Origin of the sequence: Candidatus Aegiribacteria sp. (assembly GCA_021108005.1) — a bacterium.
GTDB lineage: Bacteria > Fermentibacterota > Fermentibacteria > Fermentibacterales > JCC-6 > Aegiribacteria.
The window spans coordinates 17,216-34,459 of record JAIORS010000175.1 but is presented as its reverse complement, the minus strand read 5'-3'; the positions used below and the strand labels follow the sequence as shown (position 1 = coordinate 34,459).

20 protein-coding genes and 1 pseudogene are annotated in these 17,244 nt (G+C 46.5%); 17 read left to right on the top strand and 4 right to left on the bottom strand.

The genetic code is table 11. The annotated features are described in order from the left end of the window. Positions 1-197 precede the first annotated feature (197 nt). The 5 genes from K8S15_11230 (at position 198) to K8S15_11210 (ending at position 5,394) form a co-directional block, all read left to right on the top strand. Positions 198-905: a hypothetical protein gene (locus K8S15_11230; protein ID MCD4776605.1), complete on the top strand. Its 708-nt coding sequence runs from the start codon at positions 198-200 to the stop codon at positions 903-905. Between the two features lie 43 nt (positions 906-948). After that, complete coding sequence (locus K8S15_11225) at positions 949-1,761, top strand: PTS sugar transporter subunit IIA (GenBank protein MCD4776604.1); 813 nt, start codon at positions 949-951, stop codon at positions 1,759-1,761. Positions 1,762-1,763: 2 nt separating this feature from the next. Then, the gene (locus K8S15_11220; protein ID MCD4776603.1) at positions 1,764-2,975 is read left to right on the top strand and encodes a cation:proton antiporter; all 1,212 of its coding nucleotides are present in this window, start codon (positions 1,764-1,766) and stop codon (positions 2,973-2,975) included. A gap of 152 nt (positions 2,976-3,127) precedes the next feature. After that, positions 3,128-4,825: an FG-GAP-like repeat-containing protein gene (locus K8S15_11215; protein ID MCD4776602.1), complete on the top strand. Its 1,698-nt coding sequence runs from the start codon at positions 3,128-3,130 to the stop codon at positions 4,823-4,825. 17 nt (positions 4,826-4,842) lie between these two features. Next, positions 4,843-5,394: a transposase zinc-binding domain-containing protein gene (locus K8S15_11210; GenBank protein ID MCD4776601.1), complete on the top strand. Its 552-nt coding sequence runs from the start codon at positions 4,843-4,845 to the stop codon at positions 5,392-5,394. 179 nt (positions 5,395-5,573) lie between these two features. Here the strand turns inward: K8S15_11210 and ltrA are convergent. Both ltrA and K8S15_11200 read right to left on the bottom strand, forming a co-directional pair. Then, positions 5,574-6,675, bottom strand: a pseudogene (gene ltrA, locus K8S15_11205) (group II intron reverse transcriptase/maturase). A gap of 175 nt (positions 6,676-6,850) precedes the next feature. Further along, positions 6,851-7,300, bottom strand: coding sequence for a hypothetical protein (locus tag K8S15_11200; GenBank protein ID MCD4776600.1), 450 nt, complete (start codon positions 7,298-7,300; stop codon positions 6,851-6,853). A gap of 200 nt (positions 7,301-7,500) precedes the next feature. Between K8S15_11200 and K8S15_11195 the strand changes: the two genes are divergently transcribed. The 6 genes from K8S15_11195 (at position 7,501) to K8S15_11170 (ending at position 11,593) form a co-directional block, all read left to right on the top strand. After that, the gene (locus tag K8S15_11195) at positions 7,501-8,154 is read left to right on the top strand and encodes a class I SAM-dependent methyltransferase (protein MCD4776599.1); all 654 of its coding nucleotides are present in this window, start codon (positions 7,501-7,503) and stop codon (positions 8,152-8,154) included. A gap of 78 nt (positions 8,155-8,232) precedes the next feature. Then, positions 8,233-8,967: a hypothetical protein gene (locus K8S15_11190; GenBank protein MCD4776598.1), complete on the top strand. Its 735-nt coding sequence runs from the start codon at positions 8,233-8,235 to the stop codon at positions 8,965-8,967. Between the two features lie 70 nt (positions 8,968-9,037). Beyond that, complete coding sequence (locus tag K8S15_11185; protein ID MCD4776597.1) at positions 9,038-10,015, top strand: NAD(P)-dependent alcohol dehydrogenase; 978 nt, start codon at positions 9,038-9,040, stop codon at positions 10,013-10,015. A 145-nt stretch (positions 10,016-10,160) separates the two neighbouring features. Further along, positions 10,161-10,325, top strand: coding sequence for a hypothetical protein (locus K8S15_11180; GenBank protein MCD4776596.1), 165 nt, complete (start codon positions 10,161-10,163; stop codon positions 10,323-10,325). Between the two features lie 93 nt (positions 10,326-10,418). Further along, positions 10,419-11,408, top strand: a complete 990-nt coding sequence (locus tag K8S15_11175; protein ID MCD4776595.1) for a PQQ-binding-like beta-propeller repeat protein — start codon at positions 10,419-10,421, stop codon at positions 11,406-11,408. A gap of 2 nt (positions 11,409-11,410) precedes the next feature. Then, entirely contained in the window at positions 11,411-11,593 is a 183-nt protein-coding gene (locus K8S15_11170) for a hypothetical protein (GenBank protein MCD4776594.1), read from the top strand. Here K8S15_11170 and K8S15_11165 read toward each other — a convergent pair. Beyond that, positions 11,582-11,788 carry a phage integrase N-terminal SAM-like domain-containing protein gene (locus K8S15_11165; protein ID MCD4776593.1) on the bottom strand — a complete coding sequence of 69 codons (207 nt, stop codon included), beginning with the start codon at positions 11,786-11,788 and terminating at the stop codon, positions 11,582-11,584. The genes K8S15_11170 and K8S15_11165 overlap by 12 nt on opposite strands. Positions 11,789-12,283: 495 nt before the next feature. On the opposite strand from K8S15_11165, the gene K8S15_11160 reads away from it, so the two are divergent. From K8S15_11160 to K8S15_11135, 6 genes are all read left to right on the top strand, one after another. Beyond that, a complete protein-coding gene (locus K8S15_11160; protein ID MCD4776592.1) occupies positions 12,284-12,613 on the top strand; it encodes a type II toxin-antitoxin system HicB family antitoxin in 330 nt (109 codons plus the stop codon). Positions 12,614-12,701: 88 nt separating this feature from the next. Continuing rightward, entirely contained in the window at positions 12,702-13,277 is a 576-nt protein-coding gene (locus K8S15_11155) for a GNAT family N-acetyltransferase (protein MCD4776591.1), read from the top strand. Between the two features lie 311 nt (positions 13,278-13,588). Continuing rightward, complete coding sequence (locus K8S15_11150; protein ID MCD4776590.1) at positions 13,589-13,795, top strand: hypothetical protein; 207 nt, start codon at positions 13,589-13,591, stop codon at positions 13,793-13,795. Then, complete coding sequence (locus K8S15_11145; protein MCD4776589.1) at positions 13,792-14,046, top strand: type II toxin-antitoxin system RelE/ParE family toxin; 255 nt, start codon at positions 13,792-13,794, stop codon at positions 14,044-14,046. Before K8S15_11150 ends, K8S15_11145 begins: the two co-directional genes overlap by 4 nt. A 36-nt stretch (positions 14,047-14,082) precedes the next feature. Continuing rightward, complete coding sequence (locus K8S15_11140; GenBank protein MCD4776588.1) at positions 14,083-15,051, top strand: esterase family protein; 969 nt, start codon at positions 14,083-14,085, stop codon at positions 15,049-15,051. A gap of 368 nt (positions 15,052-15,419) precedes the next feature. Beyond that, positions 15,420-15,830 carry a PIN domain-containing protein gene (locus K8S15_11135; GenBank protein MCD4776587.1) on the top strand — a complete coding sequence of 137 codons (411 nt, stop codon included), beginning with the start codon at positions 15,420-15,422 and terminating at the stop codon, positions 15,828-15,830. A gap of 210 nt (positions 15,831-16,040) precedes the next feature. Here the strand turns inward: K8S15_11135 and K8S15_11130 are convergent, their stop codons facing one another. Next, complete coding sequence (locus tag K8S15_11130) at positions 16,041-17,234, bottom strand: flagellar assembly protein T N-terminal domain-containing protein (GenBank protein MCD4776586.1); 1,194 nt, start codon at positions 17,232-17,234, stop codon at positions 16,041-16,043. Between the last annotated feature and the right edge of the window lie 10 nt (positions 17,235-17,244).

The following is a 17,244-nucleotide window of genomic DNA, read 5'->3' as shown; positions in this document are numbered from 1 at the left end:
TATTATATACAATTTTGTTAACTGATAAATGTTAACCCGTTGGACTCATTTAATAGAATCTGTATGATCAACGTCAATCAATAGCGACAAGGGCGTTTCTCAGCTTGCGCAAATTTAGCGGATACTCCTTGGAAGAGCTATCCGCATATTCTCATATTTTTTTGTATATTTGTACTTCTGACAGAAAGGAAGGCAGTTTGAAACAGAACAATTATCTTCTTCTCCTCGATGCTGATGATACCCTCTGGGAAAGCGCACTGTTCTTCGAAAGAACTGAGCATGATTTTCTAGCTCTTATGACGGCTCTTGGTTCAACGGAGGAAACTGTCCGCCGGATAGTCCATAAAAGAGACGTTGAAAGATTGTCAGTAACTGGCTATGGGGCAAAGCCTTATATGGATACCCTTCGTGTAATACTGCAGGAACTTGTGCCGGAATCACCCTTGTGGGCTCTGAAGGCCATGGATGATATCGAGATGAATCTTCTCAGTCATCCCGTAATCCTGCTGCCTGGTGTAAACAACACATTGAGGGAAATGAGAAACTTTCCTTTGAGAACAATTGTATATACAATGGGTGAAGAAGATCACCAGACCGACAAATTTATGAGATCCGGGCTTATCAACCAGGTTGACGAACTAAGAATTGTACCGGTTAAAAGCATTAACGCATTGCGTGATACCCTTGTTTACGCTGATGTTAAACCAGAGAACTGTATAGTCGTGGGCAACAGCCCGAGATCGGATATCAATCCTGCTTTGTCTCTGGGCGCATTTGCAGTGCATATCTTGAAGGATCAAACATGGGCTGCTGAAAGAGAAGATTTCATTGATCCGGGTATGGTCATGACAATTGAGAGTTTCGAAGAGCTGCTTGAAATTGTCAGAAATATTGTGATTAAATAGAACTATTAGAATATTGGTTCATTCAGCATCTATGGAGGCCATTATGAAATTGTCTGATTTACTGAAATCCGATACAGTTACTCTTGACTGTTCTCCCGAATCGGATGAACAGCTTCTACGTTGTATCGCGAAAATAGCTTCTGGAGCGGATTCAACAACCGGAACTTCAGAAGAATCAATTTACAAAGCATTGTCTGACAGAGAGAAACTCTCCTCTACAGCCTGTGGTCATGGTGTCGCAATTCCCCATTGTCGAATTGCAGATATATCGGAGTTTACAGTTGGCGTGGTCATACTGCCCGATGGCCTAGACTTCAATGCCGCAAACGGAGAGAAATCATTCCTTTTCCCCTTTGTAATCGGGCCGGAGAACGAACCACGAGTACACCTGAAACTGCTTTCATCATTGGCACAGGTTTTCAGAGACAGCGAATTAAGAGAATCGTTGAAGCATGCTTCTTCATCTGATAATGCAACAGAGATCCTTCTGAGTAGCATATCTCCCGACACAACTGTAGATAAGGGATCCGGTAAAAAACTGATACATGTATTTATTCAGGATGAAGGGGTTTTTGATGAGCTTCTCCAGGTATTCGCAGCCGTTGATACTTCCTCGTCTATGGTAATGGATGCTGACGAATCCACAAGATTCCTCATGAACATCCCGTTCTACGCCGGGTTCTGGAATACAGATATACAGCATTTCAACAGAATCATCGTATCGGTAGTCAGGAACGAACTTGTAAATGCCATTGTGAGAAATATCGAGTTCATTTGCGGTCCGCTTTCGAACAGAAGTGACCTAATGGTCACGATTACCGACCTACAATCGGTCTATGGCTCCCTGGAAAGCTGAAGATGACAGTATCTATCATCGCACTTGCAGGATTTGCGATTGTAGCGGGGCTTTACGCCGGAAAACTGGCTAGAAAAACCGGACTCCCCTCTCTTATAGGTTTTATGATAGCCGGTGCGATGCTTGGTGTATCTGTATTTAAAGTGTTTGATGAACAAATTCTCAGACATCTTTCCTTCATACCCGATATTGCTCTTGGTTTTGTCGCCTTCAGCATAGGTTCCGAGCTGAATCTTAAAGTCTTGAAACGGCTTGGAAAAAGTATCACAACCATACTGTTATGCGAAACTCTGCTGGCTTTTTTACTTGTTACAGGCGCGGTTCTACTCGTCACAGGTGGAGACTGGCCATTCGCTCTGATCTTCGGCGCCATGGCTCCTGCAACTGCTCCTGCAGGTACTATTGCGGTTATCCAGGAATACAAAGCAAAGGGAAATCTAACTCAGGCTCTCTACGCGGTGGTTGGATTTGATGACGGTATTGCCGTACTTATCTTCGGATTTGCATCCGCTTCAAGCAAAGCACTGCTTGCATCCGAGACGGGAGGCTCAACCAATCTGCTGGCAACTGCAGGGGAACCTGCCCTGGAAATACTCTTGAGTATTGCAGTTGGTCTTCTACTTGGATTTATCTATTCAAAGCTTATTTCGCTGATACGTTCTCATGACAACATCCCCGCTCTAACCTTTGGATTCGTATGTCTGGCTGTCGGGCTGGCGAAAACTTACGGCTTCTCCCCCATTCTCACACCGATGGCAATGGGTTTCGTTCTTTCAAACACTTCAAGAAGCATGACAAGTTCGGTGGCAACCAGATTGCGACCACTGATGCCGCTTATTTTCATCCTTTTCTTTTTTATCGCAGGAGCGCATCTCAAGATCGGATCATTACCCTCCCTTGGACTGGTTGGACTTATCTACATCCTGGCAAGATCGGCAGGAAAGATCTTCGGTTCAAGACTCGGGGCAACAATAGGCAAAGCAAGTCCCTCTATAAAAAAATATCTTGGTATTGGATTGCTGTCCCAGGCCGGAGTGGCAATCGGCCTATCGATAGTGGTGGCTCAGCAGTTCTCACATCTAGGAGAACATGGCGCAGAGATCGGAGCCGCGGTTTTAACAACGGTTACGGCTACATGCGTCGTATTCGAGATCATTGGACCAATAATGGCTAAAATCGCGCTGAAAAAAGCGGGAGAAATTCCGAACGACTGAACTTGATTCCTCCTGACTACTTGACAGGAACGAACACACTCGTTATCCTTATTCAGTAATTTCTGAATTAGAAAGAACGGTTAAACTGAACAGAAATACTTAATAACATTCGTAACAGGAGTATACAAAGGCGATGTTAACATGGAGGAAATATGCAGAAGCAAGTGTTACTATTCATTGTACTGGCAGTTTCATCAGTTAATGCCTCAGAATCTAGAATCAGCCGTATTTCAACGGATCTCATCCCGATCACACAATCAACGGATGACAGATTCGACACTCCTCCAAACCAGACAGGATTCCCGATAAATACGGGTGGCTCAACCAGCGAATCGTGCCCACAAATCGTTGATATCGACGGTGATGGTGATCTGGAAGTTCTAATCGGTTCCGGATCGAGTCTCCACGTTTATCATCATGACGGTTCCATGGTAAGTGGTTTTCCCGTCACAACCGGTGGTCATGCCAACTATACAGCTGCTGTTGGCGACATAGACAACGACGGGGAATTGGAGATAGCCATAACAGGTCAGCGTTCCGATCTTTACGTTTACAGAGCGGATGGCTCACTTGAAACAGGATGGCCTCAATATCTTGGAGATGATGACGGCGCAGCCTGTTCACCCACGATGGCGGATCTGGATGGTGACGGAGACCTTGAACTGATCATTGGTACATTCAAAGATCTGAATGGCAACAATGGGTATATAGAAGCCCGGATGTATGTTTTCCATCATGACGGAACACTTTTCAGCGGATGGCCTGTGCTTGATGTGGACCCGTATGCTATCAATTCCACTCCGGCGGTGGGTGACATAGATAACGATGGTGACCTGGAAATCATCACTGCTGGAAGAAATAGTCAGGCTCTGCTTGCATGGCATACAGACGGTACACCCGTTAACGGGTTCCCTGCTCAGCTGTCCGGGCTCATCGAGGCATCTCCGACAATGGCCGATATTGATAACGACGGCGACCTGGAAATTTTTATCGCGACTGGATCAGAACGGGTCTACGGTGTACACCACGACGGTACATCGGTGACCGGTTGGCCCCGAAACATGGGTGGCGGCGGTATACAGCACAGCTCACCTTCAATTGGAGATATCGACGGTGATGGTGACCTGGAAATAGTCTGCGGTTCAGTACATAGGAAAGTATATGTATGGCATCATGATGGTACACCTGTAACCGGCTGGCCCCAGTCGACCGGAGCCTTTGCGCAGGGAACACCTGCTCTGGGAGATATTGACGGTGACGGCGATATGGAAATAGCTGTTGGAACGTATGCCGGACTTTTCATCTGGCATCATGATGGATCTCTTCTGCCCTGGTTTCCTCTATCCACCGGATGGTCAAGGTGCTCGGCAACACTGACCGACCTGGATCAGGACGGAGATATAGAAATCCTTATCGGTTCAATGGACGATTATCTTTACTGCTGGGATATTCCGGAGATTTACAATGAAGACCTGATTGAATGGGGTTCATTCAGGAATGGTCTTCTGAATACAGGTTGCTACGAACCCGGCGGTGTAGGAATCTCCGAGGAACATCTAATATTCAATACGGATACAGCCATTCTCTTCCAGAACAGACCAAACCCGTTCAGCAGGTCATCTGCTATCTGTTACCAGGTTCAGGAAACGGAAAATGTAACACTGAAAGTGTACGATGTTTCCGGAAAACTTGTAGCAACACTAGTCGATAAGGTTCAATGTTCCGGAGATCATTCAGTGATATGGGATGGCAGGAATTCCTCCGGTGTTGCCGTTTCGCCGGGCGTTTACCTTTACCGGCTTGAAACCGGATATTCCGTTTCAACAAGGGAAATGATACTTATCAGGTAGCTACCCTCCGTGCCGGGTTGAGAGCCCTCTCCTGCAAGTGTCGCAGGTTTTGTCCTTCCTGTTCAAAAAGGAAGTCGCTGGATCTTTCAGCCTTCCTTGAGGAGGAACTCTTTAGGCCTGTTCCACACAGGCACTGGGTATGGAACATCCCGAAGATGCTGAGGCTGCACTTTCTGCATCACAGGAAACTCTTACCAATGCTCTGCAGGTGTGCCTGGGACTCTCTCTCGATATTTCTTCATGAAGCTCTTGATCGCAGGGATGTTTTTCCAGGGGGCATCCTTGTACCGCAGACCTTCGGTGGTATGGCCAATTGGAACCCCCATGTTCACGCCCTGATTACTGACACATGCTGGGATCGGGAAGGTAATTGCTACCCCATGCCTGAAATAGACACCACAGATATCAAGGGTATTGAAAAGCTCTTCGCCGATCTTGTCTGCAAGATGCTTCTTGAAGAGGGCATGATCTCAGAGCAGCTGGTGGAGAATATGAACTCCTGGAAGCACAGCGGGTTCAATGTTTATCGCAGCAAGCACCAGGCGAAGAGAATTACGCCTCTTCCATGAAAGATCATCCCGCATGCTCCCGCCGCAGAAAACAGATGTGGGCTGTGCTTCTGAAGAAGGTCTGGGATATTAATGCTCTGAAATACCCTTGAGTCGAGTAGCCCAAGGGAACCTCCCCCTCAGGCTCTCTCCGAACCGGACGTGAAAGTCTCCCTTCATCCGGCTCTTATCGTTCAGCCTTATGCGTAGAGTACTCTCCAGTGGGCAAACAACTCTGGTTCTCGTCGCGCTATGCGATCCAGCCAATGCTTTGCTTTCCTGCGATGTCCTCTAAAACGCTTGTACTTCCTCGTTGCCCACATCACCAACCGGCGATCAAGACAACGTAGCGTTGGGAATAACTCCGATTTGTAGAACCGCCCGTAATAGTTTATCCATCCACGAATAGCAGGATTAGATAGCCTGGCCAAATCCTCCAAATCAAGATTACTGCGTTTGGGCCAATGCCAACCTCGTGAAGTTCGCCGAATTGCTTTGGCTGCTTTGTTACTGATTGCCGGTGTGAAGTTGATAAAGTGCTTTCCCCACCTGTTCTTTGATTTTCTTGGTCTAAAAGTATAACCCAGAAAATCAAAACTGGTGCAGGGAAAATCTCCTCGCCGGTCAGCATCCTTACAGTAGACAATCTTTGTCTTATCCGAATGCAGTTCCAGCCCAACTTCATTCATCCGTTCCTTCAGTTTCTCCTTCAGCTCTTCCGCCTGAGCCTGGCTTCTACAGTGGCATGCACCATCATCTGCGTACCTTTCAAAGGGTATGGTCGGGTTTTCCCGCTCCATCCATTTGTCAAATGCGTAATGAAGAAAGAGATTAGCCAGCAGCGGACTGGCCAACTCCGCCCTGGGGAGTCCCTTTCTGCGGATGAATAAGTGATCCATCAGGCATAGAGATCGGGGCTTTCAGCCACCGCTCTATATACAGAACCACCCATTTCACATCCGTGTGCAAGCGTACTGCTTTCATCAGGAGATCATGATCGATATTATCGAAAAATCCCTTGATATCAATGTCCAGTACCCAGTTGTACTTCCAGCAGTTCTTACGCGCCTTGCCGACTGCATCCAGAGCAGACTTGCCAGGTCGATAGCCATAAGAGTCAGGATGGAAATGTTTCTCCAATTCCGGCTCCAGTCGCTGTTTTACAACCTGCTGAGCAACTCTGTCTGCAACTGTCGGTATTCCAAGCGGCCTCTTGCCGCCGTCGGCTTTGGGTATCTCTACCCGAAGCACAGGCTTTGGGAAGTAACTGCCGGGTCTTCCCTCATCTTTTGTGCAGCACAGTTATGCTGATATTTTTTTCCTTAGCACTTCCTTTCGTGGCACACCTGCACCAAACACTTATCGAGGATCAGCGATTCATCCTTGATGAACCGGGAAGGATATTTCCTTCTCGTCCTAGAAACACATACGTTCCCTCATGCCGTCCAATCAATTGTCGGGTTGAATGCCGTAGCATTCACCAGTTAGCTCCAGGGTCGGGGGAGGAGCAGAACACGTTACCGAACATTTCTCTTCTCTGCGGGAGCGGAGCGACCATCCAATCAACTGCGCTGTCTGCCTTTATACTCGCAAGCACATCAGAGTTCTTGAAATGACTCAGAACTTCTTCCCGCCGACACTTGTGAGCTATATTGCACCTTCCGAATCCGGGCTGGTTGTACTGGCTGTTTGTATTCTGGATATGGGAAAGAAGATCCGCGATCCAGTACCAGGTGAAGATGCACTCCACTCCAACAACGACATCCGGTCTGTAAGGTTCGATAGCTTTGAGAAGGGATTCCGGATCAGCTTTCATATTCCGGTGAAGAACAATTTCTCCATCCGAACTGATGATGCAGAGATACATCACCCTGGTGTGAAGATCTATTCCGCAGTAATATTGGTGTGTATTGGTATAAAACCTCATTGGGTCTCCTCCTTGTTAGGGAAATAGTTTGCACCCACAGCATACCAGGATGGCATGCCGAGGGGGAGGCCTCAATGAGTATCAACTGCTTCAACTTGACAACGCTATGTCACGGTTATGTGCTACTCGCTTCGCTCGTGTACGCACAAACCGCGCCAAAACGCGTTGCAAGTTAAGCAAATGTTAGCCACAGGAATAAAATGAAAAAAATTGATATGCAAGAAAAATATTGGGATAGTGTTGCCACTCAAAAAACTTTTACTCACCCAATTGATATGGAAAAGATTAGGGAGTCAATACCTGCTGACGGTAAAATATTGGATTATGGATGCGGATATGGGCGTACTTGCATAGAACTGAAAAATGGTGGCTTTAACAATGTTGTTGGAATTGATATCTCATCACAAATGATTTCTCGTGGTCAATCTTCAAATCCCGGCCTGAATATTCAACATTTTGATGGAGCAACAATTCCCTTTCCTGATAATTCTTTCGTTGCCTGCACTCTATTGGCTGTTCTAACTTGCGTACCTACCAACGCCGGTCAAAGACAAATAATAAGTGAGATAAATAGAGTACTGATTCCCGACGGGGTGTTAATCGTCAGCGATTATCCCTTTCAGCAAAACGCAAAAAACCAGGAGAGATACCGTCAATTCGAAAAAGAATTTGGTTTGTTTGGTACTTTTCGCCTCCCTGAAGGAGCAGTGGTTAGGCATCACGATATGCTGTGGATATATGAGCTTTTATCGCAATTTGAAATTATAAACGAAGACAACATTGATGCTTCTTCTATGAATGGAAGCGCAGTACGCATCTTTCAGATTTTGGCAAAGAAGAAACACGATGGCTAACAAAGCCATCGAGTTGACGCTTTACAGCGCGCCTCATGGCAGACGTTCAGTGTATTATGAAACTGCTATGGGAGTTAGATGAAAGCTTTATCTTACAAGGAATCGATTCACCTGATTCATGCTCTGAAATACGGAGTAATCACAACCGGACTTCTGAAAGCTTTGGAAACATTTGGTGAAGCGGGTTCTAATTCTGAAAACCTGTGTGCCAGGTCAATCTACAAAAGCATTTTTGAGGGCAATGATCTGCAAACATCCTTTCAGAATGCTAACCCACGTCTTCCGGATACATTAACAAAAATAATCATAGCAAGCTACCTGAATAGCGTTATGGATTATGCACTTGAAGATACTTATCACATTTTGGCTGATACACGCCAGCTAAAATATATTGATGAAGAGCTCATCTCGCTTGCTGAAAAATATGAGCAAATGTCACCATCAATAATCTGCAAAGGATGTTTTGAGCGAGAATTTCTCAAGCTCATATCCAAAGCCAAAACCGAAAATGCTACTGTTGTTGAATTAGAGCAGGTTGGTGAATCTTTTCTCTATAAATACTTCGTATCCACTGAAGTTATCCAAGTCAAACAGCTAACTCATTCCCTTGTTTACAAATCAATATGGCAAAATCTTGATTCCGCCTGCAAAAGCGATGGAGTATTAAGAACGGAATCCCGAAATTATAAAATTGAAAAAGGGAAGCTTGCATCCTTTTTAGTTACAGAAAATAATAATGATGTCTTGCGGATTGTTTTTAAGGGACACAAAAAGAGCACTGAACAACTGAATGAACCTGCCACAAACGCTTGAGAGGAGGCTTCACTGATATTTGTGCAGGTTATTCAGGGAGTTAGGTTTTTTGTGACCCAGGAGGAATACTATGAAAGCAATTGTGTACACAAAATACGGATCACCGGATGTTCTTCAGCTTAAGGATGTAGAACAACCAACGCCTAAAGATGCTGAAGTTTTGATAAAAATTAGTGCGGCATCCGTAAATGCATATGACTGGCATTTCCTGACCGCTGACATATTCTTGATTCGCTTGATGGGCGGGGGGCTGCTCAAACCTAAAGACTCGAGACTCGGTGCGGATGTGGCGGGGCGGATTGAAACGGTTGGCAGAAACGTCAAGCAGTTTCAGCCGGGAGATGAAGTGTTTGGGATGGTAAAGGGTGGTTTTGCTGAGTATGCAAGTGCGCCTGAAAGCGCATTGTGGTTGAAGCCGGTCAATACTTCGTTCGATGAAGCAGCAGCGATACCTATGGCGGCGATCACTGCCCTGCAGGGCCTGCGCGATGAGGGGCATATCCAGGCGGGGCAAAAGGTTTTGATCAATGGGGCATCAGGTGGGGTAGGGACTTTTGCGGTTCAGATTGCCAAATCGTTTGACACCGAGGTCACAGCCGTGTGCAGCACGAGGAATTTGGAGCAGGCACGCTCGATTGGGGCAGATCATGTTATTGATTACACTAAAGAGGATTTCACCAATAATGGTCAGCAGTACGATCTTGTTTTTGCGGCAAACGGGTATCATTCACTCTCAGATTATAAGCGCGCATTGACTCCCAAGGGCATTTATGTGATGGCCGGAGGTACCATGGCTCAAATCTTCCAGTCCATGCTCATGGGTTCAATAATGTCAGAAACCGGCGGCAGGAAAATGGTAGGCGTAAGAGCAAAACAAAGCCAAAACGATCTGGTTTCTATAAAAGAACTTTTTGAAGCAGGCAAAGTAAAATCCGTTATTGATCGACGGTATCCGTTAAGTGAGGCTGCTGAAGCGCTTCGGTATCTTGGAGAAGGACATGCCCGAGGGAAAATCGTAATAACTTTGGGAAATGGCGACAAAACCTAGCAACGGCTTTCAGGCGGACATCGGCTTCACCGCTCAGCCAATTGCGCGACAAGTAGAATGTGTATCAGCCTGCAATTGTCATCTGCCTGTTCCGCCGCTACCGCTGAAGCCGACCGTTATGGATATATGAGTTTAGGAGGACATTATGGCTTTCGGAACGATCCTCACAGCAATCCTGATATCCATCATTGATCTAACAATCACTGAACCTGTTGATGGTGAAACCTACGACGGCGACTGGCTGGCATTAAGAGCCATTGTTGAAAATGAGAATGATCTTCCTGATTCAGTCAATTATGAACTTAATTGACAATCAGCAGTCCTGATTCCCCGACTGAATACGGACTGGTATACATACATGGGTAACAACTGCAATACAGGTTATTCGAAGTCTCCAGCTCCAGTGGACAACACTGTTCTCTGGACTGCGCCCGTTACTGGAGATGTGCATGAATTCCCCACTCCTGTTGTCGTAAACGGAATCGTTTACTATCCCCAGAACATGGGTGGTGATTCCCTATATGCCCTTAATGCCGCTACAGGAGACTTGATCTGGAAATACAGGGCTGGAGGAAATGATGATGCTGTAACTGTAATGGATGGACTTCTCTACAGCCCCAGCGATTCCCTCTACTGCCTGGATGCTCTGACAGGTGAAAGGATCTGGGCTACATTCAGTGCGAATGTTTATGGAAACACGCCTGTGGTAACTGATGGAAGAGTATACTGTGGGAGTCATACTTCAAACTGTTCTGACATTTACTGTCTTGATGCATACACAGGTGCAGAAATATGGAGGGATACTCTATCCGGTGGCATATCCAGCTGCATGGCAGTCTGGAACGACATGGTCTTTATTCCAACATACGCACCTGGTCAGGAGACACCTTTGTATGCCGTGGATGCTATTACTGGAGCGATCATCTGGGAGAATACGGATGCCTTCGCGGGCTACTGGGACTCTTCTCCAATTGTTGTTGACAGTGCGGTCTATATAAACGGGCATGACGGTAAACTTTTCTTTGCTGATCAGAACTGGGGAGGTTCCTATCACTGTCTTGAAGCACCAACCGGCAGCACCATATGGTCTTTGCCAGGTTACCAACATGGCTCCTCCGGCATTACAGATGGAGTAGTCTTCTATGGTGAATCCTATTTTCCAGACGGAGCAAAAGTATATGCATTGGATTGCGAAACTGGATCAGAGCTGTGGTCTTACCAGACAGGTGGTATGTTCATTCAATCCAGTCCAGCCATCACAGACGGAGTTGTCTATATAGCGGGAACGGACTGGAACCTTCCAGCAGACTTGCTCTATGTGCCAGTCCGAATCCATTCTACTCTGAGGCAGCAATATCTTTCGAGCTTTCCGAGCCGGGATGGACGTCAGTAACAGTGTACGATCTGTCCGGAAGAATCGTAAGAACATTTGAGAATTCAGAGCTTGGAACTGGTCAGCACTCCATCGTCTGTGATGGAAGGAAAGAGAATGGTGAGGTTGTTTCGGCTGGTCTTTACATCTGCAGGATTCAGTCGGGAGGAATTTCAGAGACAACGGGCTTGTGCCTATTGAGATAGAACCATGACGAGTAAAGGGTTGATAGCACACGCCCACTTCTTCTCATTCTTCACATAGAGAAAGTAACTGCGAATATCTTTCTCGGTGATTTTATCAGCCGGTTTCATGCAAAAGTCTACAAGCTTTCGAACTGCGCTGCTGTATGAAACTTGCGTTCTCTCATTGAAGCCCGCAAGCTGCATATCCTCAATCATCCTCTTTTTGAATGCTTTTATGACATTCTCCCTATTTTTACGGCAGTACTTGATTGTACTCCCTATAGGAAGTATGCTTCAAACCGGGAGTTAACTGGTTTTGAATCTGCGCTGCGAAGCGGCGCTTAGTTCAACAACTGCATGAACCTGCCACAAACGCATTGGGATGGGCTTTGGTAACACTTGTGCTGGTTATGCAAGCGTTCACAGGAAGGGATTGACAAATAGTATCAATATTGATACTATACTCTATGACAAAACTAGAAAAGTTGATAAAGGGAATAAAGGATAACCCGAAGGATGTTCGATCCTCGGATTTATGCAAGATATGTAAATACTATTTTGGTGAACCGAGACAATCAGGATCAAGTCATCACGTTTACAAGACACCATGGCAAGGGGATCCGAGAGTGAACATCCAGAATATGAAAGGCAAAGCAAAAGCATACCAGGTTAGATAAGTTCTTCGTGCTATAGAGAGGCTAGGTGAAGAAGATGCCACTGAAAAATGATCTTTATACATACAGAGTAACATGGTCCGATGAAGATCAGGAGTATGTTGGTTCATGCACGGAATTCCCTAGCTTGAGCTGGCTTACTGAAACTCAGGAATCAGCTCTTGAGGGAATAAGGCAGCTTGTGGCTAATGTTATCTCTGATATGAAGAAAAATAAAGAAAAAATACCAGTTCCGATTTCAATCAGGAAATATAGCGGCAAGTTCATGGTGCGGATTCCTCCCGAAGTTCATCGCAAACTTGCTGAAATTGCAGCAGAAGAGGGAGTGAGTATCAACCGATTGGTAAGCGCAAGATTAGCAAAATAAAAGTGCTAACAATCGCATCAAGGTTTGTGCCAGCCGATTATACGAGACGTTAGCCGGATTATCACACACCCATTTTAGGAGACTCGAATTGCTTACACTTCGCGCTGCAACTGAAGCAGATCTCGACTTCATGGTGCGCATTGATTTGGCGGATGAAGGAATCACACACGAATATCCACAGCACCACACGAAATCGGATTTTGCTCGGTGTCGGCAAAAACTGATATCCTACATTAATGGTTTCAGGGCTGGTGTATGGGTGTATGAAGACCGAGCCTCATTACGTATGGTTGGCTTAATCATTTGTCGATTTCGAGATTTGCTGATTGAGCCATCTACAGATGCCAATTTGTTTCTCTTAAAGCACCTTGATAGGAGTATTTTCCCAGAAAATGGACGGTTCACTGAGCTCTATCAACTCTGGGTAGATCCGGAATTTCGAAGGCAAGGGCTTGCTACAAATCTGAAGCGACATATTGAAATCGAGTCACTACATCGTTCTGTAAACATGATCTACACGCACACAGAGGAAGCAAATTCGCACGTGATCGACCTAAACCTGAAACTCGGTTACCGGGAGGTTCGCAGAGGCCCTATCTGGGACGAAGTAATTCGAGTGAGTCTGATCAAAGACTTGACTACTGTCGAGTTGAATCAAATCTGATGCTCACCAACGATCTTGTTTGCGATCATGTCCGGCTAAACAAATCACTGCACCGGATTTTTCATTCGCTACTGCTTATGAAAAACCAGTGAGCTCAAACGTTGACGAGTATGAAAGGTGCCGGCTGGAGCACAAAGAACAAAACGCAAATCGAGCCCATAGAACAAAAAAGCCGTCGCCGTAGAAAAGAACATAAAAAACAGAACGCGGACATCAGTTCTTTTAGAGTAGTTGCTCAGCCTACTTGGTCACTTTAAGGAAGAGGTTGAATCTTTATCCTACCTTTTGCATAATACTTACAGGAGGTTACTATGGTAACGTTACATCCAGAATTTGTGATTGGTAAAGACAAACGTAAAAAAGCTGTGCTTTTACCTTTCCCTGAATGGGAGAAGGTCTTGGATGAGCTTGAGGAGCTCGATGATATCCGTGAGTTCGACGCAGCAAAATCTTCCGAAGAGGAGAGTATCCCTTTCAATCAGGTAGTTCGCGAAATCCGCGATAATTACGACGAGTGACTTACTGCATAGAAATCCTTCGCTCTGCCCAAAAGCAGCTAAGCAAGATTAATCGTCAAGATCAGGATCGTATTATTTCCTCAATTGAATCTCTCGCAAACAACCCACGCCCAGATGGATGCAAAATGCTATCCGGGCGTCCTGCCTGGCGAATAAGAATAGGATCATACAGAGTGATTTATGAAATCCAGGATGAGATACTGATTGTACTTATTGTTAGGATTGGCCACCGTAGAGAGATCTACAGGTAGTGAACGTCAGAATTCTTTGAACTGGAAGGCGGCAAGGTGATTCGGCAATATGCGAACAAGGTTTTAGCGATCGTTACAGGTTTAATCCTCATTGGTTGCCATCAAGCACAAACCACTGCTCAAGAGATAGCTTCAAGACATGAAACAACGCTTCAGTGGGTAACACCCATAGTTAGCGCACCTCGTCTCCAGCACTGCATATTCTACAGTGCAGCGGCAGAGTCAGAAGTCAGCTACCACATTTACACACCGGAGCTTTACGATACGGAAGGAACACGCCGTTTTCCGGTGTTGTTCTGGCTGCATGGTCATGGTGGAGGTTTGAATGGAATTCCATATCTCGTGAAAAGCTTCGATCTCGCCATCCGCGCAGGGGAAATGCCCCCTGTACTTATCGTTTTCCCCAATGGGCTATTCGAAAGCATGTGGTGCAACTCGAAGGATGGAAGGGTGCCAATGGAGACGATAGTTGTGGAAGAACTGGTTCCGCACATTGATTCAGTCTTTCGCACCATTGCTTCACCGGAGGCTCGGCTTATTGAAGGTTTCAGCATGGGCGGTTACGGCGCGGCACGATTAGGCTTCAGGTATCATGACATATTCGGCGCAGTTTCGACATTGGGAGCTGGACCGCTGCAACGTGAGTTTTACCCATCAATCGGTCCTTCAGGGATGGCCCTCTCCCGCGAGAGAGTGCTACGCGATGTTTACGGGAGCGACCAGGAGTATTTCAGGACACAGAGCCCATGGGTACTGGCGGAACAGAATGCATTTGCTTTAAGTAGCAATTCTCACTTGCGCATAGCGATCGGCGACCGTGATGAAACCCTGGACTTCAATCGCGACTTTGATTCGCATCTGACAAACCTTGGTATTCCCCACACCTTTGAAGTACTACCTGACATCGGTCACAATACCATGGCGCTTTTCAATGCGCTGGGTGATAGCAACTGGGAATTCTACCGCAATGTATTCGGTCCCGAAGTTCCTGCCGACGGCCTATGACGATGAATACACTGCCAACAAGGGCGCTACACCCGACATAAAACGGATATCGGCATAGTTGATGACACAACGCCCGTGATGCGTGAAATGGAAACACGTCTGGCTGAGATTGTCATATCCGCTATTCGTAACTTGAACAATGGACGTTTATTCTGTGGCCCCTTTGATCGCATCAGTCTCATTGGTATCTGCCTCCGACTTTACGTGGTTTGAAGGAGTCAAAGGAGCGTTTCAGTTCGATCTGGGTGTATTTGCCAGTAGCATCGCAGGCTCTGACTTTTCGTGGCTATAGGGATGTATGCACTCCTGCGTGAGACAAATCCAACAGACAACCCGAAGTACGACTACAAAAGACAGCGATCACGCAGATGAAGATCATTGTTGACACATGCATCTGGTCTGCAGCACTCCGGAGGACCAAACAGGTCCAATCGGTGGCTGTAGAGGAACTGCGATGTCTTATTACCGACCACCGCGTCCAGATGATCGGTCCTATAAGGCAAGAGGTTCTTTCGGGAATCCGGGATGCGTCACAGTTTCAACGTTTGTCACAACACATGGAGAGTTTCCCGGACCTGCAGATACTGACCGAAGACTATGTGATGGCCGCAAAGTACTTTAACCTTTGCCGCGGGAAAGGAATTCAGGGCTCCAACAAAGACTTCTTAATTTGTGCGGTCGCTATCCACAGGAAGTATGCAGTGTTCACCACGGATGGTGACTTTGATATGTTTGCAGAACATATCCCAGTGGTATTGCACAAGACCCTAAAGCACTAATCATTGTTGACGAGTAAGAACGGCGCGGCTCACGCTTCAATGTACCCACCGACGATAGAACATAGTTGTATTTGTGTACAATAAGGAATACGAGCCCACTGATCGCAAACAAATTCATTAGACCTGCGGAACCATGATGCGGGCTAGAGGAACCGGGGTCCTGCGATCCCGGTTCTCTTTTGTTGGATCATACTTCGTGCGATAATACAATCACTCGGTGAATATAATCTCAACGCGGTTTCCGGACATGCCGGTAATCTGAAATTCAACATCGAGTTCTCCGCTGGATATTTCATCGATAACCTCTTCGGTAGAGGTTTCCGATATCACCTCCAGAGTTGCTCTTGAACCGATGAAGTCCCTTGTTATCACATCCAAAACCCCCCTCAGTTTGAGGCGAAGTTCAGAACGAAGAGCCTGGACATCATTAAAATCAGCGTTTGCCGCCACAATGACTGTGATATTCTCCCCCCGGATCCAGCCGTCCAGAATGCCGGAAGCAAGCTGGCTTGCTGTGCTGTCCGCTGCCCGAATCCGTGCCTGGCTCTCACTGAATGGAAGCGCTACGGTCATGGCTGAACCCGCTAGCACGCTGCCTGTTCTTGTGTTAATCGCACGGTTGCTGACCTGAAACTCGAATATTTCCCTGGGAGATCCGGCGATCATCTGTGAAGTGGCCCTGTGCAGAACCGTTCCCGTGATAATAATCTCAGCACCGGCCTCAAGACCTATAAGCGCCGCTGTCCGGTCATCTCCCTCCAGTATGAGCCTGATCTGATCCTTTTCCAGTATGCCCGCAACTGTAGCCGCGTCCACCACCGGGAATCCCTGCTCCCTGAAGTGATCAAGCAGCATTGTTTCGAACATTATGCTGCCCATCGAACTGCCATCGGACAGATCGGACATTTCAGAGAACTCTTTCACTACAACCATAATTCTTGGTCGTCCCTGTTCTCCCAGCAGTATACCTATAGCGGCAAGGTCGTTCTCAATGCCATCCGTATTTACCACTGCCCGGATAACAACTCTATAAAGGTCTCCATCCTGCTCCTCATTAATTATCCTGTAGCTTGAAACGTAGCCCCTCGTTCTGGAGTAGATTTCGTCGGAGATCAACTGGAAGTTGTTTACCTGTGTTTCGGAGTTGATATACGCTCCTACTCCTTGCTCCACTGCTTTTCTAAGCGCATCATCGATTGCGTGGTCTCGAGCAATATCAATTCCGCCCTGGTACTCCAGTGCCGCTATACCCTCCGCGAGGATTTCGGTTTCATTCGGCAAAACAGGAGTGATTTCAGAAACATCTGAGGATTGCGAAACGGAGGTGGAAGCTGTATTCGGCACAATCATCTGTTGTGTACAAGCTGCTGCAAGACATATGAGTATGAGTGCTGTGTATTTCATTCCGGTCACC

What these genes read in the sequence shown, in the direction of transcription:
- K8S15_11225 (MCD4776604.1), top strand. Translation starts at nt 949, where the DNA reads ATGAAATTGTCTGATTTACTGAAATCCGATACAGTTACTCTTGACTGT.
- K8S15_11220 (MCD4776603.1), top strand. Translation starts at nt 1,764, where the DNA reads ATGACAGTATCTATCATCGCACTTGCAGGATTTGCGATTGTAGCGGGG.
- K8S15_11215 (MCD4776602.1), top strand. Translation starts at nt 3,128, where the DNA reads ATGCAGAAGCAAGTGTTACTATTCATTGTACTGGCAGTTTCATCAGTT.
- K8S15_11200 (MCD4776600.1), bottom strand. Translation starts at nt 7,300, where the DNA reads ATGAGGTTTTATACCAATACACACCAATATTACTGCGGAATAGATCTT.
- K8S15_11195 (MCD4776599.1), top strand. Translation starts at nt 7,501, where the DNA reads ATGAAAAAAATTGATATGCAAGAAAAATATTGGGATAGTGTTGCCACT.
- K8S15_11190 (MCD4776598.1), top strand. Translation starts at nt 8,233, where the DNA reads ATGAAAGCTTTATCTTACAAGGAATCGATTCACCTGATTCATGCTCTG.
- K8S15_11185 (MCD4776597.1), top strand. Translation starts at nt 9,038, where the DNA reads ATGAAAGCAATTGTGTACACAAAATACGGATCACCGGATGTTCTTCAG.
- K8S15_11180 (MCD4776596.1), top strand. Translation starts at nt 10,161, where the DNA reads ATGGCTTTCGGAACGATCCTCACAGCAATCCTGATATCCATCATTGAT.
- K8S15_11165 (MCD4776593.1), bottom strand. Translation starts at nt 11,788, where the DNA reads ATGATTGAGGATATGCAGCTTGCGGGCTTCAATGAGAGAACGCAAGTT.
- K8S15_11160 (MCD4776592.1), top strand. Translation starts at nt 12,284, where the DNA reads ATGCCACTGAAAAATGATCTTTATACATACAGAGTAACATGGTCCGAT.
- K8S15_11150 (MCD4776590.1), top strand. Translation starts at nt 13,589, where the DNA reads ATGGTAACGTTACATCCAGAATTTGTGATTGGTAAAGACAAACGTAAA.
- K8S15_11135 (MCD4776587.1), top strand. Translation starts at nt 15,420, where the DNA reads ATGAAGATCATTGTTGACACATGCATCTGGTCTGCAGCACTCCGGAGG.
- K8S15_11130 (MCD4776586.1), bottom strand. Translation starts at nt 17,234, where the DNA reads ATGAAATACACAGCACTCATACTCATATGTCTTGCAGCAGCTTGTACA.